The following is a 21950-nucleotide window of genomic DNA, read 5'->3' as shown; positions in this document are numbered from 1 at the left end:
GGTCCGTGCGGACGCGTCCGCACGGACCCCTCTCGTTTCTTCCGGGACCGCCGAGGGGGCGCGCGCCATGACCGACCAGGACTTCCACCCGGGTCTCACGCCCGGCCATCTCGGTGCGCCGGTGCTGGAGCCGGAGGGCCGTCCGCCGGGAGCGCCCCGTCCGCGCCCCGATGCGCCGGATCCCCACCGATGGCGTAACGGACTGGCCTGTGGGCTCACCGCGCTCGCCCTGGTGGCCGTCTTCGGCGGGGCCGGGCTCGCCGGGTGGACCTGGGTGCAGGGCCAGCGCAAGCCGCCGGCCGCCGCCGACTACGCGGGGCAGGGCACCGGGGACGTCCAGGTCTCGGTGCCGGAGGGCGCGGGCCTGTCGCAGATCGCGTCGGCACTGGTGCGCAACGGCGTCGTGGCCAGCTCGCTGGCCTTCACCCGGGCGGCCAAGGGCAGCGCGGCGGCGGCCGGGCGGATCCAGCCCGGCACCTACACGCTGAAGCAGAAGATGTCGGCCGCGGCGGCGCTGGCGATCCTGATCGACCCGGCCAACGCCAACGGTCTCACCATTCCCGAGGGCTGGCGCGGCTACCAGATCTTCACGGCGATCGACAAGAAGCTGAACCTCCCGGCCGGCACCACCCAGCGCACCGCGCAGGAGCAGGGTGCCGAGCTGGGCCTGCCGGACTTCGCCAACGGCAGCCCGGAGGGCTACCTCTTCCCCGCGACGTACAGCGTCACGGACGGAACCACCCCCGTCGACCTGTTGAAGCAGATGGTCGACCGGGCCGGCAAGGAGTACTCCCGGGACGACGCCAACGTCGTCGCCCAGACGCTCGGCCAGAGCCTGTACGGCCTGGTCACGGTGGCGAGCATGGTCCAGGGCGAGGCCGACAACTCCGAGGACATGAGCAAGGTCGCGCGGGTGATCTACAACCGGCTGGCCAAGAACATGCCGCTCCAGCTCGACTCGACGATCAACTACGCGCTCGGCCGGTCCACCCTGAACACCACGGTGACCGACACCCGGCTGGACTCGCCCTACAACACCTACCTGCACGCCGGGCTGCCGCCGTCGCCGATCTCCAACCCCGGGCGCCAGGCCATCATGGCCGCGCTGGACCCGGCGCCGGGCGACTGGCTGTACTTCGTCACCGTGAAGCCTGGCGACACCCGCTTCACCGACAACTTCGACGTCCAGCAGCGCAACGTGGCGGACTTCAACGCCTACCGGGCGGCGCAGTCGAGCGCCTCGGCCGCGGCTTCCGGCACGCCCTCCCCGGCGGCGGCCTCCCAGCCGGGCGGAGCCCCGGCAGGTCAGGGCGGGCACTGACGGAGGTTTCGCCTTTACGGCGGTATGTCTGCGGTACGGTAACGTCTCCTCCCAGGCGTTGCGCTAGCACGCCGGTTCGAGAATCAGCCGGGACGCCGTCCCGCGCGGCCGGTCCGATCCGCCGGTCGTCTCCGTCGGGTAAGGGGATCAATGACCGATCTGGGTCGGGGCTACGGCCCCCAGGGCGCCGAGCCGTGGCACCCCGGTGATCCCGCCTACGGCGGACAGCAGGACGGCCAGTGGCAGCAGACGGCCCAGCAGCACATGGGCCAGCAGGGCTACCCGCAGCAGGAGCAGTACCAGCAGCAGATGGCCCAGCAGCACATGGGTCAGCAGGGCATGGGCCAGCAGGGCTTCCAGGACCCCCAGGGCTTCCAGCAGCAGGGGTACGCCCAGGGCTACCCGGGCGGCCAGGAGCAGTACCAGCAGCAGGGCCAGTACCCCCAGCAGGGCCAGTACCCCCAGCAGAGCCAGTACCCCCAGCAGGGGCAGTACCAGCAGCAGATGGGTCAGCAGGGCTTCCCGCAGCAGGGGCAGTACCCGCAGCAGCAGGGCCAGCACCCCCAGCAGGGGCAGTACCCCCAGCAGGGCCAGCACCCCCAGCAGGGGCAGTACCAGCAGCAGATGCAGCAGGCCCCGATGCAGCAGCAGATGCCCGCGCAGCAGATGCAGCCCCAGGCTCCGCAGCAGGCGGCGCAGCCCGTACCGCGGCAGGCCGAGCCCGTCTCCGGGCCCGGGCCGGACGGGATCGACTGGGAGGCCGAGGCCGCCGCACTGGAGGCCGGCGCCGCTCCGGTGGCGGGGCACGAGCCCGCCGAGGAGGAGTGGGACGACCACTTCGAGGAGGGCCACTCCGACGGCGGTCACCACGGGGACGGCGAGTACCTCGAGGAGGACGGCGAGATCGGGCAGGCCGGCTTCCTCGGCGAGGAGGACGTCTCCCGCGAGGCCCAGAAGAAGCGCAAGGAGAAGGGCAAGAAGTCGGGCCGCCGCAACAGCGGTGCCTGCCTGGTGGTCGCGCTGGTGCTGGTCGGCGCCATGGCCGGGGCCGGCTGGTGGGGTTACGGCTTCTACAAGGACCACTTCGGCCCGCCGCCGGACTTCACGGGCGACGGCACCGGGTCCGTCCAGGTCGAGGTGAAGCCCGGCGCGGTCGGTGCGCAGGTCGGCCTCGCGCTGAAGAACGCCGGTGTGGTCAAGAGCGTCGACGCGTACAGCAAGGCCTGTGACGCCGAGCCGAAGTGCACGACCGTTCAGCCGGGCTTCTACACGCTGAAGAAGGAGATGCCGGCCGCCGCCGCGCTCAAGGAACTCCTCGCGCAGGCGGGCGGCGCGGCGATCGTGTTCCCGGAGGGCAAGAACTCCTCCGAGATCTACACCATGATCGACAGCAAGCTGAAGCTGGCGCCGGGCACCACGGCGAACGTCGCCAAGGCCCAGGTCAACACCCTCGGGCTGCCCGCGTACGCGCAGGGCAACGTCGAGGGCTTCCTCTGGCCGACGCGCTACAACATCGCCGACGGCATGAAGCCCGAGGACCTGCTCAAGCAGATGGTGAAGACCGCCACCGACAAGTACGCCAACCTGGACGGCCAGGCCGCCTCGGTGGGGCTGAAGACCGGGTACGAGGTGATCATCGAGGCGAGCATCCTGCAGCGCGAGGGCAACAACCCGGCGGACTTCGCCAAGATGGCCAAGACCATCCAGAACCGCCTGGCCAACGAGCCCGAGACCCACCACCGCCTCGGCATGGACACCACGCTGCAGTACTCGCTGGGCCGCAAGGACCTCAGCAAGGCGGACATGGACAACGCGTCCAACAAGTACAACACCTACCTCAACGCCGGTCTGCCGCCGACGCCGATCTCCAACCCCGGCGACGACGCGATCAACGCGGTGCTGCACCCGGCGGACGGCAAGTGGCTGTACTTCATCGCGATGTCCTCGACCGAGACCCGCTTCGCCGAGACGGCCAAGGAGCACTACGCCAACGTGAAGGAGTACTGCCAGTCGGCCGGCCAGAACTTCGACGAGGCCCGCGGCCACTGCACCACCAAGTAGTCCGCACCGGTAACCCGCCCACGGAGAAGTTGCGTTGACCACCAAGCACCGGGCCGCCGTCCTCGGCTCGCCGATCGCCCACTCGCTCTCGCCGGACCTGCACCGGGCCGCCTTCGCGGCGCTCGGGCTGGACGGCTGGCGCTACGACCGGTTCGAGCTGGACGAGGCCGCCCTGCCCGGCTTCGTCGCCGGGCTGGACGAGGCGGAGTGGGCCGGCCTGTCGCTGACCATGCCGCTGAAGCGGGCGATCATCCCGCTGCTCGACGAGGTCAGCGCGACGGCGCGCTCGGTGGACGCGGTGAACACGGTGGTTTTCACCGCCGACGGGCGGCGCACCGGCGACAACACCGACGTCCCCGGCCTGGTGAACGCGCTGCGCGAGCGCGGCATCACCGAGGTGCCGGGCGCGGCCGTGCTCGGAGCGGGCGCCACGGCGTCCTCCGCGCTGGCCGCGCTGGCGCAGATCTGCACCGGCGAGGTGACGGTCTACGTGCGCAGCGCCGAGCGGGCCCGGGAGATGGCCGAGCTCGGCGAGCGGCTCGGCGTCGTCGTGCGGGCGGCCGACTGGGAGCGCGGCGCCGAGGCGCTGGCGCAGCCGCTCACCGTCTCCACGACGCCGGTCGGCGCGACGGACGGGTTCGCCGAGGCGCTGCCCGCCGAGCCGGGAGCGCTGTTCGACGTGCTCTACCACCCCTGGCCGACGGCGCTGGCGGCCGCGTGCGCCGGGCGAGGGGCCACCGTCCTGGGCGGGCTCGACCTGCTGGTGCACCAGGCGGTGCTGCAGAGCGAGGCGTTCACGGGGCGGACGCCCGGCCCGCTCGCGGCCATGCGCGAGGCGGGGGAGAAGGCGCTCGCCGGGCGCTGAGACGGCGGGTTCCCGGCCGCCGTCCGGCTCGTCCCGGCTCGTGGCGCCTCGTCCCGGTTGGTCCCGTCCGTCCCGCTGACCGGCCGGTCGCCGTCCGTCACGCGGACTGCGCCGCCGGGTGACCTCGGGACATGAAAGGATTCGGTCACAAGGCACGCCCGGGGCGGCCCGTGGGCCGGCCCGCTGATGAAGGAGCTCCGTTGGGTACGTTGCGCTGGCTGACGGCGGGGGAGTCGCACGGCCCCGCACTGGTCGCGACGCTGGAGGGCCTGCCCGCTGGTGTACCGGTCACCACTGCCGTGGTGGCCGACGCGCTGGCGCGCCGCCGGCTCGGTTACGGTCGCGGCGCGCGGATGAAGTTCGAGCAGGACGAGGTGACGTTCCTCGGCGGTGTCCGGCACGGTCTGACCATGGGCAGTCCGGTGGCGGTCATGGTCGGCAACACGGAGTGGCCGAAGTGGGAGCAGGTCATGTCGGCCGATCCGGTCGATCCCGAGGTGCTGGCTGGTCTGGCCCGCAACGAGGCGCTGACCCGTCCGCGTCCGGGCCACGCCGACCTGGCGGGCATGCAGAAGTACTCGATCGAGGAGGCCCGCCCGATCCTGGAGCGGGCGAGCGCCCGTGAGACGGCGGCCCGGGTCGCGCTGGGTGCCGTCGCCCGCGCGTACCTGAAGGAGACCTGCGGGATCGAGATCGTCAGCCACGTGGTGGAGCTGGCCGCGGCGAAGGCGCCGGCCGGCGTGCTGCCGCTGCCGTCGGACGAGGCGCGGCTGGACGCGGATCCGGTGCGCTGCCTGGATGCGGACGCGTCGAAGGCGATGGTCGCGGAGATCGACCAGGCGCACAAGGACGGTGACACGCTCGGCGGTGTGGTCGAGGTGCTGGCGTACGGGGTGCCGGTGGGCCTGGGTTCGCACGTGCACTGGGACCGGCGTCTGGACGCGCGGCTGGCGGCTGCGCTGATGGGGATCCAGGCGATCAAGGGTGTCGAGGTCGGGGACGGTTTCGAGCTGGCGCGGGTGCCGGGTTCGAAGGCGCACGACGAGATCGTGCCGACCGCCGAGGGCGTGAAGCGCACCTCCGGCCGTTCCGGCGGCACGGAGGGCGGGCTGTCGACGGGTGAGCTGCTGCGGGTGCGTGCGGCGATGAAGCCGATCGCGACGGTGCCGCGGGCGCTGCAGACGCTGGACGTGCGTACCGGTGAGCCGGCCAAGGCGCACCACCAGCGCTCGGACGTCTGCGCGGTGCCCGCCGCGGGGATCGTGGCGGAGGCGATGGTGGCGCTGGTGCTGGCCGACGCGGTCAGCGAGAAGTTCGGCGGCGACCACGTCTCGGAGACGCGTCGCAACGTCCAGGGCTACCTCGACCACCTGATCGTCCGATGAACCGGCCCGTGGTCGTGCTGGTCGGCCCGCCCGGCAGTGGCAAGTCCACGGTCGGACGGGCCCTGGCCGAGCGCCTGGGCGTCGGCTTCCGCGACACCGACGCCGACATCGAGGCGCTGGCCGGCAAGCCGATCCCCGAGATCTTCATCGACGAGGGCGAGCCGCACTTCCGCGAGCTGGAGGGCCGCGCGGTGCGCGCGGCCGCCGAGGGCCACGACGGGGTGCTCGCGCTCGGCGGCGGCGCGGTGATGGCCGAGGCCACCCGCGCGCTGCTGCGCGAGCTGCCCGTGGTGTTCCTGGAGGTCCCGCTGGGCGACGCCGTCAAGCGGGTCGGGCTGGACGCCCCGCGGCCGCTGCTGGCCGTCAATCCGCGGGCCCGCTGGCGCGAGCTGATGGACGCCCGCCGCCCCCTCTACCTGGAGGTGGCCACCGCCGTCGTCGACACCGCGGGCCGCACCCCCGAGCAGGTCGCGGACGCCGTACTGGAAGCACTGGAGCTGAAGACCACCCATGACTGACACCGTCAGGATTCACGTCGGCGGCAGTGCCGGCCACGACCCGTACGACGTGCTGATCGGGCACCAGCTGCTCGGCGAGCTGGCGCCGCTGATCGGGGCCCGGGCCAAGCGGGTCGCGCTCATCCACCCCGAGGCGCTGGCCGCCACCGCCGACGCCATCCGCGAGGACCTGGCCGCCGAGGGCTACGAGGCGATCGCGCTCCAGGTGCCCAACGCCGAGGAGGCGAAGAGCGCCGAGGTCGCCGCGTACTGCTGGTCGGTGCTCGGGCAGACCGGGTTCACCCGCAGCGACGTCGTCGTCGGCCTCGGCGGCGGCGCCACCACCGACCTGGCCGGGTTCGTCGCCGCGACCTGGCTGCGGGGCGTGCGCTGGGTGTCGATGCCGACCACGCTGCTCGGCATGGTCGACGCGGCCGTCGGCGGCAAGACCGGCATCAACATCGCCGAGGGCAAGAACATGGTCGGCGCCTTCCACCCGCCGGTGGGCGTCCTGGCCGACCTCGACACGCTGGAGACCGTGCCCAGGCACGACTACGTCTCCGGCCTCGCCGAGGTCATCAAGTGCGGCTTCATCGCCGACCCGGCGATCCTCGATCTGATCGAGGCCGACCCGGAGGGCGCCAAGACGCCGGCCGGACCGCACACCGTCGAGCTGATCCGGCGCGCCATCCAGGTCAAGGCCGACGTGGTCTCCGGCGACCTCAAGGAGTCCGGCCGGCGGGAGATCCTCAACTACGGCCACACCCTCGGCCACGCCATCGAGCGCAACGAGCGCTACAAGTGGCGGCACGGCGCCGCGATCTCCATCGGCATGGTCTACGCCGCCGAACTCGGCCGCCTGGCCGGGCGGCTGGACGACGAGACGGCCGACCGGCACCGCGCCGTGCTGGCTTCGGTGGGCCTGCCGCTGACCTACCGGGCGGACGCCTGGCCGAAGCTGCTGGACGCCATGAAGATCGACAAGAAGTCGCGCGGCGACCTGATCCGCTTCATCGTCCTGGACGGCCTCGGCAAGACCTCCGTCCTGGAGGGCCCCGACCCGTCCCTGCTCGTCGCCGCCTACGCGGAGGTCTCGGCGTGAGCAGGGTCATGGTGCTCAACGGCCCCAACCTCGGGCGCCTCGGCAGCCGTGAGCCGGACGTCTACGGCGCCACCTCGTACGCCGGGCTGGTCGAGCGGTGCACGGCGCTCGGCGCGGAGCTCGGCTTCGAGGTCGAGGTCCACGAGACCAACTCCGAGCAGCAGATGGTCGAGTGGCTGCACGAGGCGGCCGACGGCAAGGTGCCCGTGGTGATCAACCCGGGCGCGTTCACGCACTACTCGTACGCCATGCGGGACGCGGCCGCGCAGCGCACCGCGCCGCTCGTCGAGGTGCACATCTCCAACCCGTACGCGCGCGAGACCTTCCGGCACACCTCGGTCATCGCAGCCGTCGCCTCCGGCACCATCGCCGGGTTCGGGCTCGGCTCGTACGAACTGGCCCTGCGCGCCCTGGCGGAGCAGCTCACGACGCGCTGACGGACGGTCAGCGGAGCGGTCCGGCGTGGTGCGTTCCGGCCGGTCGGAGGGCTGGGAGGGGCGGTGGCCCGGCGGCGGACTGTGCCCGTCGCCGGGCCGCCGTGTAGTGTCCCCGCTGGGAGAAGTCGGGAGGTGACCGTGACGCAGTACGCCGGGGGTGGACAGGTGCCCCCTCGTCCCGTCGCTCCGCCGGTCCGGCCGGCCGCCGGGGCCGTGACGGCCGTTTCGTCCCCCGGGCCGGTGCCGTTCGGCGGGCGCGTTCCGCCGCCGGTTCCCCCTGCGCCGGTGCCCGCTGCCCCGGCTCCGGTTCCGGCTCCCGCGCCCACCGCGCCGATGCCGGCCGGGGCCACCGGGCACTTCGTCCTGCCCTCCGGCGCGCCCGTCCAGCTCCCGGCCCACCCGCCGCAGCGGCACGCGCCCGCCGGGCCGATCGCCGTCCTTCTGATCGGGCCCGCCGGCGCCGGCAAGACCACCGTCGCCCGGTACTGGGCCGAGCGGCGGCACACCCCGACCGCGCACATCAGCCTGGACGACGTCCGGGAGTGGGTGCAGTCCGGCTTCGCCAACCCGCAGTCCGGCTGGAACAACGCCTCCGAGGCCCAGTACCGGCTCGCCCGCCGCACCTGTGGCTTCGCCTGCCGCAACTACCTCGCCAACGGCATCTCCTGCATCATCGACGACGCGGTCTTCCCCGACCGCCCGGCCATCGGCCTCGGAGGCTGGAAGCGGCACATCGGCCCCGGCATGCTGCCCGTCGTGCTGCTGCCCAGCCTCGACTCGGTGCTCGGCCGCAACGCCCGGCGCAGCGGCAACCGGCGGCTCGGCGACGAGGAGGTCGCCCGCATCCACGGACGGATGGCCGGCTGGTACAACTCCGGGCTGCCGATCATCGACAACTCGCACCTGGACGTGGCCGCGACGGCCGCCGAGCTGGACCGGGTGATCCTGGCCCGGCTCACGGGGATGCCGGTCCGCTGAGCCGGCCGGGCCGCCGACCCGCGGGAGCGTGGGGATGTCGGGCGCGGCTGCGATGATGGACGGGTCGAGTTGATCCGTCCCAGGGGAGCCGAGCCCGTGCCGGAAGGCCACATCATCCACCGCCTCGCGGCCGAGAACACCACGGCCTTCGGCGGCCGTCCCGTCCGGGTGTCCAGCCCGCAGGGCCGCTTCGCCGACGACGCCAAGCTGATCGACGGGCAGGTCCTGGTCGGGGCGGAGGCCATCGGCAAGCACCTCTTCCTCGGCTTCGAGGAGGGCGCGTGGGTCCACGTCCACCTCGGCCTCTACGGCGGTTTCGCCTTCGGGGCCGGGCCCGCCCCGGAGCCCGTCGGCCTGATCCGGCTGCGCCTGGAGAACGACGACGCCCACGCCGACCTGCGCGGCCCCAACACCTGCGCGCTGGTCACCGGCGCCGAGAAGGCGGCCGTCGCCGCGCGCCTGGGCCCGGACCCGCTGCGCGCCGACGCAGACCCGGACGCCGCCTGGCGCCGGATATCGGCCAGCCGGACGACGGTCGCGGCCCTGCTGATGGACCAGAAGGTGCTGGCCGGGGTGGGCAACGTCTACCGCGCCGAGGTGCTCTTCCGGCACGGCATCGCCCCGCACCGGGCCGGGCGGGACCTCACCCGGGCCGAATGGGACGCGATCTGGGCGGACCTCGTCGGGCTGATGCGCGAGGGCGTCGGCGCGGGCCGCATCGACACCGTCCGGCCCGAGCACACCCCGGAGGCGATGGGCCGACCGCCGCGCGTGGACGACCACGGCGGCGAGGTCTACGTCTACCGCCGCGCCGCGATGCCCTGCCTGGTCTGCGGCACGGACGTGCGGACGGAGTCGCACGCGGCGCGCAACCTGTTCTGGTGCCCGACCTGCCAGGCGACCTGAGTCGGATTCAGGTGGCGGGGGCCGGCACGCCGTAGGCTGGGCCCGGGCCGGCGGAGGGAGCGGACGGGTGGACGGCTTCGAGGTGTCCAACAGGGTTTCGGGCACGGTGCACGGGAACGTGATCCAGGGCGGAAACGTCACGGTCCACCTGGAGCCGCAGCGCCCGATCCCGCATCAGGTGCGACCGCCCCGCAGGACCTTCGTCAACCGCGAGCGCGAACTCGCCGCTCTCACGGGTGCGCTGGGCCGGGCCGGCCGGGCCGGGCCGGCGATCGTCGTCCTCACCGGTCTGGCCGGCGTCGGCAAGACCGAGCTGGTGGCGAAGTTCGCCACCGAACAGGCGGCGCACTTCCCGGGCGGTGTCCTGTACGCCGACCTCAAGGCCTACCGGCACGGGTCCGCCGTGGACCTCCCCGGGGTGCTGGAGGGCTTCCTGCGGGCCCTCGGGGTCCGTTCGCCGGACGTGGAGGCGGAGCGGTTCGGGGAGTTCCGGACGGCCACCGCCGGGCAGCGCTGCCTGGTCTTCCTCGACAACGTCGAGCACGCCGCCGAGGTCCGCGCTCTGCTGCCGACGAGCGGGCTGCTGGTGGCGGCGGGCCGGCAGCGCCTGGACGCGCTGCGGATGGACGGTGCCGAGGTGCTGCAGCTGGACCGGCTGAACGAGGTGGCCGCCGCCGCCCTGGTGCGCGGCTGGCTGAGTGCCGGGCGCGGCACCGACGGCGAAGTCGCGGCACTGGTGGAGCGGTGTGCGGGCCTGCCACTCGCCCTCAACGCGGTCGGGAGCCAGCTGCTGGGCCGCAGCCGCCTCTCGGTGGGCCAGGTGGTGGCCGAACTAGCGGACTGGGACAGCAAGTTGGCCATTCTGAACAACGACGAGGGGAACCTCCGCCGGACCTACGACCCGGTCTACGAGCGGCTCTCGACGCCGGCCCAGGCGCTCTACCACCTGATCGGCGTGCATCCCGGCCCCTTCGTGTCGGCCGAACTGGCCGGGGCGACCGGCATCGACGACGCGGAGGAGGCCCTGGACGAGCTGTGCGGCGCGCACCTGCTGGACGTCGTGGTCGACGACGGCCCGGAGGAGCTCTTCCAGGCCCACGACGTCGTCCGGACGCACGCCCACGCCTGTGCGCGCGAACTGCCCGGCCGGGCCGAGCTCCTGGCCCGGGTCGTCGCGTACTTCAGGGGGCGGGCGTCGGTGGCGGACCGCGCGATGGGGGCGCGGCTGCGGGTGCAGGAGCCGAGCGGCGACGACCTGCCGGGCTTCGGCTCGTACGGGGCGGCCCTGGAGTGGTTCCAGGCCGAACGGGCCGACCTGCGCGCGGTGGTGGAAGCGGCGGCCGGGCAGGGGTGGCACGGCGAGGTGTGGCGGCTCTGCGAGTCGCTGTGGCCGCTGTACCACGGCCGCAAGCACTACGAGGACCTGATCGCCACCCACCGGCTCGGCGTCGAGTCGGCGCAGTGGGACAACCAGCCCGACGCCGTCGTGCGGATGCGCAACCAGCTCGCCCGCGCCTACTACGAGCGGCGGGAGTTCCCGCTCGCGGCCGAGCAGTTGGCGCTCGCCGCGGAGCAGGTGCCACTGGTGACCGACCGGAGGCTCGCCGGCGTGCTGCACGAGACGGACGGGCTGCTCTGCCTGGCCGACGGGCGGACGGCACGGGCGGTGGAGCGCTTCTCCCTGGCGCTGGAGGAGAACCGGGGCGACGTGCACGGTGAGATCGTCCAGAGCTACAACGTCGCGCAGGCGCTGATCGCGGACGGCCGGGCGGAGGAGGCGCTGACCGTCCTCGACGAGGCTCGCGCGAGGGCCGTCGAGACCGAGGACACCGACATGCTGATGAAGCTGCCGCTGGTGCGCGCCCGGGCGCACCGCGCGTTGGGGCGGCCGGACCTCGCGGTCGCGGACGCCGCCGACTGCGCGCGGCGGGCGGCCGGGCTGAGCCAGTACGCCAAGGAGGCGCAGGCGCACACGCTGCTCGTCGAGCTCGCGGAGGAACTGGGCGACGAGGCGCTCGCGGAGCGCAGCCGGGAGCGTTTGCAGGAACTGAGGGCGCGCTAGGACGTCCTCCTACGGCCCGGTGGTGAACGAGACCCGGGTGCGGTGTTCGCCGGTGCGGATGGTGAGTCCGTGCGCGGGGAGGCCGGCCGGGTCGCCGCCGGTGGTGAGCCAGTGGGCCACGGCGGAGCCGAGGAGCAGCGGGTCGAGGTGGGGTTCGGCGCTGCCCCAGGTCCGTTCGGCGCGGGCTTCCAGGAGCAGGCCGGTGCGCAGCCGGACGAGGTGGCGGGCCGGGCCCAGGGCGGCCACCGCGACGGCGAGGCCGGGGAGTGCGGCGGCGGTGTCGGCGAGCCAGCGTCCGGCGGGGAGTTCGGCGCGCGTCTCCGTCCGGGCGAGGACCTCGGCGGTGTAGCGCAGGGCGTCGCCCGGGTGTTCGTCGGTGAGGGCGTGGAAGCCGCGCGGGGTGTGGTCGTCGGGGTCGAAGGGGTAGCGCCGCAGGCTGACCTCGGTGCCCTCGCTCGCGCCCTCGACGTCGTAGGCGGTCGGGCCTTCGGGGGTGCCGGGGAGGGGGACCGGCTTGGGGTAGGGCGGCAGGAGGGGTTCGTCGTCCGGTTCGTCCAGCCCGTCCAGGAAGGAGTAGAGCAGTGGGCGCAGCACCTCGGCGGACCGGCCGCGGTGGGCGAGGGAGCGGTCGGTGATCGGGCGCAGGGCGGCCGGGTCCTGCTTCTGCAGGGCCTGTTCGAGCTGGGCGGCGAGGTCGCCGTCGGGGTCGAGCGCGGGGGCGGCCTGGCCGAAGGCGTGGGTGGGGGAGTGCGGGTCGAGTTCGGCGGCGCCGGTGGCGACGAGCAGGGTGGGGCGTTCCAGGGCGGCGCCGTAGACGGACACCGAGCCGTGGTCGCCGATCAGGCAGTCGGCGGCGACGAGGGCGGCCTGCCAGCCCTGGTGGGGCGGGACGAGGCGCAGGCCCATCCGAAGGGCGTCGTCGAGCAGGGCCTCGGGGTCGTGCCGGTTCCAGATGTTGGGGTGGAGGACGACGGCGACCGCGTACTCGTCGGCGGGGAGCCGGCGGACGAGGCGCCGGGGCAGGTCGGGGCGGCGGCCGAATAACGAGTGCCCGCTCCAGGTGGAGTTGACGACGACGAGCCGCCGGCCGTCGACGGCGCCGAGGGCGGCCCGGTAGGCGTCGCGCAGGCGCAGGCTGCGGAGCATGCGGTCGAAGCACGGGTCGCCGACGACCTGGGCGACGTCCAGCGCCTCGGGGCAGAAGCCCCGCAGCCGGTCGAGCTGTTCCGGGTGGGAGAGGCCGAGGACGTCGACGAAGACCCGGCCGCGGTGGGTGAGTTCGTTGCGGGAGAGGCCGGCGGCGCTGACGGTGTCGCCGGTGGACTCGGTCACCAGGCGGTTGTAGCCGGCGCCGTGCGGGAGGACGACGAGCCGGGCGTCGAGGCGGTGCATCGAGGAGTGGACGGCGCAGGCGACGGCCAGGTCGAAGCGGCGCCGGACGGCGTCCTCCCAGTCCAGCAGGGTGATGCCGGGCAGGCCGCGCAGGTAGTCGTCGAGGCCGTCGGCGAAGGCGGAGCCGGGGTTGACGGTGGCGTAGCGCTCGATGCCGTCACGGTTCAGGAGCGTGAGGACGTCGAGGACCCGGGTGGCGGAGGTGAGGGTGCGGGCGACCGCCAGCACGCGCGCCCTGACCGGCCGGGTGTTCCAGCGGTCGGCGGGCCAGGCGTGGGGATGGGTCGGCACGCCATGATCGTACTCACCGGGCCCGCTCCCCGTGGTGATTCCGGGGTGCCGGTCAGCCCGCCGCGGCGGCGGGCTCCTCGTGGTCGGCCGCGGCGCACTCGTCGAGCAGGGGGCGCATGCTCTCGTCGACGAGCCGGTAGCGCACGACGCGTCCGTCCTTGTCCCCGGCGACCACGCCGGCCGTCCGCAGCAGCCGCAGGGCCTGTGAGACGGCCGGGTCGCGCATGCCGGTGGCGACGGCGAGGTCGGTGACGGCGAGCGGTCCGGCGCGGTGCAGGGCGAGCAGGATCGCGAGCCGGCCGGGGTCGGAGAGCAGGGAGAACCGCTCGGACCACGAGCGGACGTGCGCGGCGTCACCGATCGCGGCGATGGCCTCGCAGACCCGGTGTCCGTCGATGGTGCGGTGGCCCGCGCGGTCGGCCGGTACGAGATGCATGCAGACATTCTGGCAGCTCACGACCTGTGATCCTGGACACCTGCGCAGGTACGCAGCCTTGCAAGGGTCAGCCCGGGACCCCTACGGTGTTCCCCGCCGTGGTGCTCGGGAAGACCGGTGACGGACCCTCAGGGGTCCCAGTCCGGAGCGGCCCTCGCCACTGTGATCGGGGGAGTCCGCCCGTACCCAGACGCCACTGGGCGCTTCGCGCGCCTGGGAAGGCGGGTACGGGAGCCCCGTCAGCCAGGAGACCGGCCACGGCATCTCACGAACGTCTTTCCACGAGGTGCTGGAGCGTGATCCGACGATGACCCTGCCCGAAACCGCCGCCCCCGAGGCCGCGCCCGCCGTGCTGCCCACCTTCCGGTGGAAGAGAGAGGACACCGTCCGCACCGCCGGACTGATGGGGGTGATCCTGGCCATGCACGTGGTGGCGTTCGGGACCCTCGTCTTCCTGGTGGCGCCGCACAACTACGCCGTCGGCACCCAGGTCTTCGGGGTGGGCCTCGGCATCACGGCGTACACGCTCGGCATGCGGCACGCGTTCGACGCCGACCACATCGCGGTGATCGACAACACCACCCGCAAGCTGATGGCCGACGGCAAGCGGCCGGTCTCGGTGGGCTTCTGGTTCGCCCTCGGGCACTCGTCGATGGTGGTCGTCATGGCCGCCCTGGTCGCGGGCGGCGCGCAGCTGGCGAACACTCTGATGGACGACGAGTCGACCACCCACCAGTGGCTCGGCATGATCGGCACCACCACCTCCGGTGTGTTCCTCTACCTGATCGGCGCCCTCAACCTGGCGGCGCTGCTCGGCATCCTGAAGGTGTTCCGGGCGATGCGCGCCGGGCAGTACGACGAGGCCGAGCTGGAGCAGCACCTCAACGCGCGCGGGTTCATGGCCCGGGTGCTGAACCGGGCGACCCGCTCGATCACCCGGCCCGGCCAGATGTTCCCGGTGGGCATGGTGCTCGGCCTCGGCTTCGACACCGCGACCGAGGTGACCCTGATGGTGATGGCCGGCTCGGGTGCGGCGGCCGGCCTGCCCTGGTACGCGATCGTCTGCCTGCCGCTGCTGTTCGCGGCGGGGATGAGCCTGTTCGACACGCTGGACGGGACGTTCATGAACTTCGCGTACCAGTGGGCGTTCTCCAACCCGGTGCGCAAGGTGTACTACAACCTGACGATCACCGGGCTGTCGATCGCGGTGGCGTTCATCATCGGCACGATCGAGCTGGTCGGCGTGCTGCACGAGAAGCTGGACCTGACCGATCCGGTCACCGGCTGGATCGCGGACATCTCGCTCGACAACGTCGGTTACGCGATCGCCGGGCTGTTCGTCGTGGTCTGGGCCGCGGCGATCGCCTACTGGAAGCTGGCCGGAGTCGAGAAGCGCTGGGGCGCCGAACGCACCTGAGCACGCCTGCCGCACGCCTGGCGCGACGGCGCCTCCCCAGGGCGGGGAGGCGCCGTCGCGCGCGTTCCGACTCGGTCGTTCCGGGTCAGCTGTGCTGGTGGCCGTAGCGCCGGCGGAAGCGCTCGACGCGGCCCGCGGTGTCGAGCACGCGGGACTGGCCGGTGTAGAAGGGGTGGCTCGCCGAGGAGATCTCGACGTCGATGACCGGGTAGGTGTTGCCGTCCTCCCACTCGACCGTGCGGTCGCTGGTGACCGTCGAGCGCGTGAGGAAGGAGAGGCCGCCGACCTTGTCGCGGAAGACGACGGGTCGGTAGGCGGGGTGGATTCCGGGCTTCACGGGGGTGCCTCCTCGGTGGGGGGTGCGGCGTTCTTCGTGCGGTGGTCTCCGGTCAGCGCTCTTCGCGGAAGTCGACGTGCTCGCGCGCGACCGGGTCGTACTTGCGCAGCACCGTCCGGTCCGGGTCGTTCCGGCGGTTCTTGCGGGTCACGTACGTGTAGCCGGTGCCGGCGGTGGAGCGGAGCTTGATGACGGGGCGCAGTTCGCTGCGGGCCATGTGGTCCTCCCGAGGGTCGGTGGTGCGGCGGTTCGGGGCCGGGTTGGAACCGTACACCGAAATGGATGTCATTTTCATGTGGTTTAACGTGACCTCCGTCCCGCCCATTCCCGGACCGTTCCTGGAGCCCCCCATGTCCGCCCACTGCCAGCTCACCGGCCGCCGGCCCGGCTTCGGCAACGCGATCTCGCACTCGCACCGCCGCACCCCGCGGCGCTTCGACCCCAACGTCCAGCGCAAGCGCTACTGGCTTCCGGGTGAGGGCCGGTACGTCCGGCTCGCGCTCAGCGCCAAGGGGATCCGCACGATCGACGCGATCGGGGTCGAGGCCGCCGTCGCCCGGATCCGGGCCCGGGGGGAGAGGGTCTGATGGCCAAGCGGAGCAAGATCGCCAAGAACGAGCGGCGGCGTGAGACCGTCGCCCGCCACGCCGGGCGCCGTGCCGAGCTCAAGCGGATCGTCGCCCAGCCCGGCACCGCCCCCGCCGAGCGCGCCGCCGCCCGGGCCGAACTCGCCCGCCAGCCGCGCGACGCCAGCGCCACCCGCGTCCGCAACCGCGACACCGTCGACGGCCGCCCGCGCGGTTACGTCGGCGCCTTCGGCCTCTCCCGGATCAACCTGCGCACCCTCGCCCACGCGGGCCACCTGCCCGGCGTCCGCAAGGCCGGCTGGTGAGCGGCGCGGACGGGACCAGGCTGCCCGTCGTGGTCGTCGCCGGCCTGCACGCCGACCACCGCCGGAGTGCCGTCGAGGAGTTGGTGCGCGGCGCGGTCGACGCCGTGGTCCTCCACCACGACCTGCGGGACGCCTCCCGCGGTGTCGTCCACCGCCGACTGCGCGACGCGGGCGGCGAGTTCGACCCGGCCGACGTGCGGCTGCTCAACGACTGCCCGTGCTGCGCCCTGCGGGAGGACCTGCTGCCCCGGCTGCTGCGGATCGCGGACGAAGGGCGGCACGGGCTCGCGGTGGTCGAACTGTGGGGCGGCAGCGATCCGCACCCGGCCGTCGAGGTCATCGCCGGCGGCGAGGTCGGCGGCCGGCCCCTGGAGGAGGCCGTCGAGCTCGCGGGCGTCGTCACCGCCGTCGACCCCGACCGGCTCACGGGCGAACTCTCCGTCCCCGACGACCTCGTGGAGCACGGCGAGCACACCGCACCGGAGGACCCCCGCACCCGCGCGGAGGCCCTCGCCCACCAGATCGAGTACGCGACCACCCTCGCCGTCCCACGCGCGACCGCGCACACGGGCCTGGACGTGGACGGGATCACCCACCTCCTCGACTCCTGCCTGCTCACCGACGCCGAACTCGCCACCGGCGAATCCGGCTGGAAGGCACTGCCCGACGCCTTCCACGACCTGCTCGACCCCGTCGCCCGAGGATCATCACTGTGCGTAAACGACTCAACCCGCCGAGGCCCAAGCCCAACGCGCTGGTCACAGCCGGTATCGAGGACGCCGACTACAAGGACACCGATCTCCTGCGGAAGTTCCTCTCCGACCGCGGCAAGATCCGCATCCGCCGGCTCGGCCGACTGACCGTCCGCCGGCAGCGGGCGATGGCCCGGGCGATCAGGAACGCCCGCGAGATGGCCCTGCCCCCGCACGCCACCCGATAGGAGACCCCGATGGCCGTACCCAAGCGCAAGACGTCCCGCAGCAACACGCGGCACCGCCGGGCCCGGTGGAAGGCGAGCGCGCCGAAGCTCGTCCCGATCACGGTGAACGGGCGGGAGCTGCTCGTCCCGCAGCACCTCGTGCCCGCCTACCGGAGGGGGCTCGTCGATCCGGAAGGGGGGTGACGGCGCCGCCGGGGGCGTGGGTGGGTAAGGGTCGCGCCCCCGTCGGGGGTTCTCGGCGGGCGGATCGGGGGCGGGGTTCGTAGGCTCGACGCATGTCTGATGCGTACGCGGGTCGGCAGGAGCGGCTGCGGGAGCACTGCAGTGCGGCCGGGGCCGATGCGGCGCTGATCACCCGGCCGGCCAACGTGCGGTACCTGACCGGCTGCGCCCCCTGCGGCGCGACCCTGCTGCTCACCAGGGAACGGGCGCTGCTGACGCTGCCGGACGACCTGCCGCCGGACGACACCGGGGAGCACCTGATCGCCGCCGACGTCACGCAGGTCCCCGTGCCGGCCGGGGCGGACACCGCGCTGGCGGCCGCGGCCGAGGCCTCGCGGCTGCGGGTGCAGGCCATGGCGGTGGAGGAGCACGACCTCACCGTCCTGCGCCACCGCGCGGTGGCGAGCCTGGCCGAGGGGGTCCGGCTGGCCGAGCTGGGGCAGGTCGTCGAACGGCTGCGGGTGATCAAGGACGAGCACGAGATCGCCGATCTGCGGATCGCCGCCGAGATCGCCGACCAGGCGCTCGGCGAGCTGCTGGAGTCGATCCTGGTCGGCCGCACCGAGCGGCACCTGGCGATGGAGCTGGAGCGCCGGATGATCGACCACGGTGCCGACCGGGCGGCCTTCCCGGTCTCGGTCGGCACCGGCAGCCACTCCGGCCAGCCCGCCCACCAGCCGACCGACCGCCGGGTCGAGGAGGGCGACTTCCTGACCGTGGTGCTCGGCGCCCAGTACCGCGGGTACGGCGTGTCGACCGCCCGGACCTTCGTGATCGGCGCCGCCCCCGCGCCCTGGCAGGTGGAGCTGCACCGGCTGGTGTTCCGGGCGCAGCGGGCCGGGCGGGAGGCGCTCGGACCCGGCGTCGAGCAGTGCGTACCCGACCGGGCGGCGCGGCAGATCCTGGACGCGGCCGGCTACTCCGAGGCCTCCCCGCACCCGGTGGGCCACGGCATCGGGCTGGAGATGCGGGAGGCGCCGCGCCTGGGCCCGGCGGACATGGGTAAACTGGACAGCCGCGTACCGGTCACCGTCGGTCCGGGGGTACACATCCCGGGCAAGGGCGGGGTCCGGATCGAGGACACGCTCGTCGTGCGCCCCCTCGAAGAGGGCGGGCCCGAGCTGCTCACCATCACCACCAAGGAGCTCCTCGCCCTGTGACGGCGGCCCCGGGCCGCCGGTGGCAGGACGCGACCCTTGGTTCCTTGACAGCTATATCCAGGAGTAAGTGCGCCCGTGGCTTCCACGAACGATCTCAAGAACGGCATGGTCCTCAAGCTGGAGGGCGGCAAGCTCTGGTCCGTCGTCGAGTTCCAGCACGTCAAGCCCGGCAAGGGCCCGGCCTTCGTGCGTACGAAGCTCAAGGAGGTCCTGACGGGCAAGGTCGTCGACAAGACCTTCAACGCCGGCACCAAGGTCGAGACCGCCAACGTCGACAAGCGCGGCATGCAGTTCTCGTACAAGGACGGCGAGAACTTCGTGTTCATGGACATGGACACCTACGACCAGCTCACCATCGAGCCGGCCGTCGTCGGTGACGCCGCCAACTACCTGCTGGAGGGCTTCGAGGCCCTGGTCGCCACCAACGAGGGCTCGGTGCTCTACATCGAGCTCCCGACCTCCGTCGAGCTGGTCATCGCGCACACCGAGCCGGGCGTCCAGGGCGACCGCTCCACCGGTGGCACCAAGCCGGCCACCCTGGAGACCGGTGCCGAGATCCAGGTCCCGCTCTTCGTCGTCACCGGCGAGAAGGTCAAGGTCGACACCCGCGACGGCAGCTACCTCGGCCGGGTGAAGTAAGTCCGTGTCGGCCGCACGCAGCAAGGCCCGCACGCGGGCCTTCCAGATCCTCTTCGAGGCCGACCACCGCGGGGTCGACCCGCAGCAGGTCCTCGCCGACTGGGTGGCCCGCGCCCGCGAGCCCAAGCCCGACGAGGGCACCCCCCAGGTCGCCGAGTACACGATGGAGCTGATCGAGGGTTACGTCCGGCACGCCCGCCGGATCGACGACCTGATCTCCCAGTACGCGGTGGGCTGGACGATCGACCGGATGCCGATCGTGGACCGCAACGTCCTGCGGCTCGGCGCCTACGAGCTGATCTGGGAGGACGGCGTCCCGGACGCCGTCGTCCTGGACGAGGCGGTCGAGATCGCCAAGGAGTTCTCCACGGACGACTCCCCGTCCTTCGTCAACGGCCTGCTCGCCCGCTTCCTGGAGCTGAAGCCGAGCATCCGCCGCTAGGCACGGACGGGCCCCGCCCCGCGAACGGCCGCCGGACCCGCACGAGGGTCCGGCGGCCGTCGCGCGTTTCACCCGGGTGGCGTATGTTGGGATCCTACTGGCCGGTAACTTATCGGTCGGCACCAGGAGAGATCCCCAGGTATCCCCACGCACGTCCGCAGTGAAGGGCAGGCCACCCCCATGACCACGGCGATCCGCAGCGAGTTCGACCAGGGCATCGCGCTGAGCAGACACCCCGAGGAGCCCGGCCGTTACGACGGCGAGCTCGGCGCGGGCTGGCAGATCGGCGGCGGCGTCAACGGCGGGCTGCTGCTCGCCGTCGCCGGGCACGCGCTGTCGCTGGAGCACGGCGACCACCCCGACCCGGTGTCGATCAGCGGTTACTACCTGTCCGCGTCGGTGCCGGGCCCGGCCACCGTCCGCACCGAGGTGCTGCGCTCGGGTCGCGGCCTGTCCACCGGCACCGCCTCGCTCAGTCAGGACGGCGTCGAGCGGCTGCGCGTCGTCGCCAGCCACGGTGACCTCTCGACGGCCGTCGGCGAGGTGCGCACCAGCGCGCGGCCGCCGCAGCTGCCGCCTCCGGACCAGTGTGTCGGCGTCGAACACGCGCCCAGGGAACTCATCGCCCAGGCCGCCCTGTTGGAGCGCTTCGACCTGCGGCTCGACCCGGCCACGATCGGCTGGGCGCTCGGACAGCCGTCCGGCACGGGGCGGATCCAGGGCTGGTTCCGGCTCGCCGACGGCCGCGAGCCCGACCCGCTGCTGCTCCTGCTGGTCGCCGACGCGCTGCCGCCGGTCACCTTCGACCTGGGGATGCCGGGATGGGCGCCGACCGTCGAACTGACCGTCCACCTGCGGGCCAGGCCGGTGCCCGGCTGGCTGCGGGTCACCCACGCGACCCGCAACCTGGCCGGCGGCTACTTCGAGGAGGACGCCGAGGTCTGGGACGAGGCCGGCCGCCTCGTCGCGCAGTCCCGCCAGCTCGCCCGGGTTCCGCGCCCGGCGTGAGGCGCGACGGCGCGAGAACCGGCGCATTACCGGTGGTTACATTCCTGTGACACGCCGTACGTGTGCGGCGCTCGGGACTGGGGAGTAACACGGTCAGCGGCGGCCCCCGCCGCCGACCGTGACCCTACTGAGCCAGGAGCCACACGTGAGCGGGCGTAGCGAGCGAGCCATCAGGAGGCGCGTGTGGGCGAATGCCCCTGCCGAGCGCAGCGAGGTGGGAGCATGAGTCGAAACGGCCGCGCGCGACGCCGCATCTCCGACTGCACCGCCGGCGGCTTCCGCCCGGATGCCCGTGCCGCGCACCAGCGCGGCGACGCGGAGGGTGCCGACCAGGCCTTCGTCATCGGCGTGCTGACCAGCGCCGCGGACTTCGAACGGGCCCGCGCCTGGCGGGTGACCGACGCCCCCGACTACGAGCGCTACCTGGCCGACACGGCCGACCTGCTCGCCGAGGCGCTGCGGCGCTTCGACACCGTCCGGGCGCGGATGTTCCACCCGCAGGACTTCGCCGAGTTCTGCGTCCTGCACGGGCTGGACCCGGCCGAGCCGGCCGCCCGCGACCGCTACCTGGTCAACCCCGCGCTGCAGACCCAGCTGCTCGCCTACCAGGGCGAGGAGCTCGCCGGGGACTTCGTGCCGCGCCTGGTCCGCGCCAGGGAGAACGGACTGACGCTCCGCCACGCCGACCTGATCCTCGACGGCGGGCTCTACGGCGCCACCGGCGAGGTGGACGAGGACCACGGCCGCTGGGTGCGCACCGCCCACCAGCGCGGCTCCGAGGTGCTGCGCCGGATGCTGGTCGGCGCGGGCGCCGGGGTGTACGAGCTGCGGGTGCGGGTGGACGCGCCGGGCGGGAGGCTGAGCGCCGCGGCCCGCGTCCTCCAGTGGGAGGACGGCGTGGTGCGGATCAACGACGAGGACCTGGAGCTGGTCTGCGCGGTGCTGTGCGCCGGGCTGGCCCTGGAGCTGCCGGGCGTGGCCGTGCTGCACGGCTCGCAGGGGTCGGCGGAGGCCTGCGGGGAGTACCGGCCGGCCGCGTGGGCCTGGTCGAGCGGCGGGCCGGACTGGGCGCCGGCGGCCCGGCCGGTGCGCCTGGACGGAGTGGCGGCGCAGCCCGGTTACAGCCTGGGCACGGTCTGCTGAGGCGCTGCCGGGGCGCT

The 21950-nt window shown here is 73.3% G+C and carries 24 protein-coding genes, 1 pseudogene and 1 riboswitch; of the genes and pseudogenes, 21 read left to right on the top strand and 4 right to left on the bottom strand.

Translation table 11 applies throughout. The features are described 5' to 3' along the window. The first annotated feature begins 67 nt into the window (after positions 1-67). From mltG (AB0C76_RS21155) to AB0C76_RS21110, 10 genes are all read left to right on the top strand, one after another. Entirely contained in the window at positions 68-1321 is a 1254-nt protein-coding gene (gene mltG, locus AB0C76_RS21155) for an endolytic transglycosylase MltG (RefSeq protein WP_359967443.1), read from the top strand. A 150-nt stretch (positions 1322-1471) separates the two neighbouring features. Next, entirely contained in the window at positions 1472-3382 is a 1911-nt protein-coding gene (gene mltG / locus AB0C76_RS21150; RefSeq protein ID WP_359967440.1) for an endolytic transglycosylase MltG, read from the top strand. A 34-nt stretch (positions 3383-3416) separates the two neighbouring features. Next, a complete protein-coding gene (locus tag AB0C76_RS21145; protein WP_359967437.1) occupies positions 3417-4247 on the top strand; it encodes a shikimate dehydrogenase in 831 nt (276 codons plus the stop codon). Positions 4248-4447: 200 nt separating this feature from the next. Beyond that, on the top strand, positions 4448-5632 hold the full coding sequence (aroC, locus tag AB0C76_RS21140; RefSeq protein ID WP_359967434.1) for a chorismate synthase: 1185 nt from the start codon (positions 4448-4450) through the stop codon (positions 5630-5632). Further along, entirely contained in the window at positions 5629-6150 is a 522-nt protein-coding gene (locus AB0C76_RS21135) for a shikimate kinase (RefSeq protein WP_359967431.1), read from the top strand. The genes aroC and AB0C76_RS21135 overlap by 4 nt, the downstream gene beginning before the upstream one ends. Further along, positions 6143-7231, top strand: a complete 1089-nt coding sequence (gene aroB, locus AB0C76_RS21130) for a 3-dehydroquinate synthase (protein ID WP_359967427.1) — start codon at positions 6143-6145, stop codon at positions 7229-7231. Before AB0C76_RS21135 ends, aroB begins: the two co-directional genes overlap by 8 nt. A gap of 8 nt (positions 7232-7239) precedes the next feature. Then, positions 7240-7668 (top strand): type II 3-dehydroquinate dehydratase, encoded by a 429-nt coding sequence (gene aroQ / locus AB0C76_RS21125; RefSeq protein ID WP_359967460.1) that lies wholly within the window; start codon positions 7240-7242, stop codon positions 7666-7668. 138 nt (positions 7669-7806) lie between these two features. Continuing rightward, the gene (locus AB0C76_RS21120) at positions 7807-8646 is read left to right on the top strand and encodes an AAA family ATPase (protein ID WP_359967457.1); all 840 of its coding nucleotides are present in this window, start codon (positions 7807-7809) and stop codon (positions 8644-8646) included. Between the two features lie 96 nt (positions 8647-8742). After that, positions 8743-9552 (top strand): DNA-formamidopyrimidine glycosylase family protein, encoded by an 810-nt coding sequence (locus AB0C76_RS21115; protein ID WP_359967424.1) that lies wholly within the window; start codon positions 8743-8745, stop codon positions 9550-9552. A gap of 67 nt (positions 9553-9619) precedes the next feature. Then, on the top strand, positions 9620-11614 hold the full coding sequence (locus AB0C76_RS21110; protein ID WP_359967421.1) for an AAA family ATPase: 1995 nt from the start codon (positions 9620-9622) through the stop codon (positions 11612-11614). Positions 11615-11623: 9 nt separating this feature from the next. Here the strand turns inward: AB0C76_RS21110 and AB0C76_RS21105 are convergent, their stop codons facing one another. Continuing rightward, a complete protein-coding gene (locus AB0C76_RS21105) occupies positions 11624-13297 on the bottom strand; it encodes a hypothetical protein (protein WP_359967418.1) in 1674 nt (557 codons plus the stop codon). Between the two features lie 52 nt (positions 13298-13349). Next, positions 13350-13733 (bottom strand): metalloregulator ArsR/SmtB family transcription factor, encoded by a 384-nt coding sequence (locus AB0C76_RS21100; protein ID WP_359967416.1) that lies wholly within the window; start codon positions 13731-13733, stop codon positions 13350-13352. An 82-nt stretch (positions 13734-13815) separates the two neighbouring features. Further along, positions 13816-14008, top strand: a riboswitch (cobalamin riboswitch). Between the two features lie 32 nt (positions 14009-14040). Between AB0C76_RS21100 and AB0C76_RS21095 the strand changes: the two genes are divergently transcribed. Next, on the top strand, positions 14041-15150 hold the full coding sequence (locus tag AB0C76_RS21095) for a HoxN/HupN/NixA family nickel/cobalt transporter (RefSeq protein WP_359967413.1): 1110 nt from the start codon (positions 14041-14043) through the stop codon (positions 15148-15150). A gap of 85 nt (positions 15151-15235) precedes the next feature. On the opposite strand, the gene AB0C76_RS21090 is transcribed toward AB0C76_RS21095, so the two are convergent. Beyond that, positions 15236-15487, bottom strand: a complete 252-nt coding sequence (locus AB0C76_RS21090) for a type B 50S ribosomal protein L31 (RefSeq protein ID WP_359967411.1) — start codon at positions 15485-15487, stop codon at positions 15236-15238. Positions 15488-15539: 52 nt separating this feature from the next. Next, positions 15540-15704, bottom strand: a complete 165-nt coding sequence (gene rpmG / locus AB0C76_RS21085) for a 50S ribosomal protein L33 (protein WP_359967455.1) — start codon at positions 15702-15704, stop codon at positions 15540-15542. Positions 15705-15837: 133 nt separating this feature from the next. Between rpmG and rpmB the strand changes: the two genes are divergently transcribed. The 10 genes and pseudogenes from rpmB to AB0C76_RS21035 all read left to right on the top strand — a co-directional run bounded on the left by rpmB (position 15838) and on the right by AB0C76_RS21035 (position 21933). Beyond that, positions 15838-16074 carry a 50S ribosomal protein L28 gene (gene rpmB / locus AB0C76_RS21080; protein WP_359967408.1) on the top strand — a complete coding sequence of 79 codons (237 nt, stop codon included), beginning with the start codon at positions 15838-15840 and terminating at the stop codon, positions 16072-16074. Further along, the gene (gene rpsN, locus AB0C76_RS21075; RefSeq protein ID WP_359967405.1) at positions 16074-16379 is read left to right on the top strand and encodes a 30S ribosomal protein S14; all 306 of its coding nucleotides are present in this window, start codon (positions 16074-16076) and stop codon (positions 16377-16379) included. Before rpmB ends, rpsN begins: the two co-directional genes overlap by 1 nt. Next, positions 16376-16909: pseudogene (locus AB0C76_RS21070) on the top strand (GTP-binding protein); the annotation flags it as partial. The gene rpsN and the pseudogene AB0C76_RS21070, both read left to right, overlap by 4 nt. A 224-nt stretch (positions 16910-17133) precedes the next feature. Further along, positions 17134-17319 carry a 30S ribosomal protein S18 gene (rpsR, locus tag AB0C76_RS21065; protein ID WP_359967452.1) on the top strand — a complete coding sequence of 62 codons (186 nt, stop codon included), beginning with the start codon at positions 17134-17136 and terminating at the stop codon, positions 17317-17319. A gap of 9 nt (positions 17320-17328) precedes the next feature. Continuing rightward, positions 17329-17502: a 50S ribosomal protein L32 gene (rpmF, locus tag AB0C76_RS21060; RefSeq protein WP_359967402.1), complete on the top strand. Its 174-nt coding sequence runs from the start codon at positions 17329-17331 to the stop codon at positions 17500-17502. A 92-nt stretch (positions 17503-17594) separates the two neighbouring features. After that, positions 17595-18701 (top strand): aminopeptidase P family protein, encoded by a 1107-nt coding sequence (locus tag AB0C76_RS21055; RefSeq protein WP_359967399.1) that lies wholly within the window; start codon positions 17595-17597, stop codon positions 18699-18701. Positions 18702-18776: 75 nt separating this feature from the next. After that, positions 18777-19340, top strand: a complete 564-nt coding sequence (gene efp / locus AB0C76_RS21050) for an elongation factor P (RefSeq protein ID WP_359967396.1) — start codon at positions 18777-18779, stop codon at positions 19338-19340. Between the two features lie 4 nt (positions 19341-19344). Beyond that, positions 19345-19782, top strand: a complete 438-nt coding sequence (nusB, locus tag AB0C76_RS21045) for a transcription antitermination factor NusB (protein WP_359967393.1) — start codon at positions 19345-19347, stop codon at positions 19780-19782. Between the two features lie 180 nt (positions 19783-19962). Further along, positions 19963-20790 (top strand): thioesterase family protein, encoded by an 828-nt coding sequence (locus AB0C76_RS21040; RefSeq protein ID WP_359967391.1) that lies wholly within the window; start codon positions 19963-19965, stop codon positions 20788-20790. Positions 20791-21012: 222 nt separating this feature from the next. Then, the gene (locus AB0C76_RS21035) at positions 21013-21933 is read left to right on the top strand and encodes a hypothetical protein (protein ID WP_359967388.1); all 921 of its coding nucleotides are present in this window, start codon (positions 21013-21015) and stop codon (positions 21931-21933) included. The last annotated feature ends 17 nt before the right edge of the window (positions 21934-21950 follow it).

Source organism: Kitasatospora sp. NPDC048722 (genome assembly GCF_040650235.1).
Classification (GTDB): domain Bacteria; phylum Actinomycetota; class Actinomycetes; order Streptomycetales; family Streptomycetaceae; genus Kitasatospora.
The sequence above is the reverse complement of the archived record's forward strand: the minus strand, read 5'-3'. Positions and strand labels throughout refer to the sequence as shown.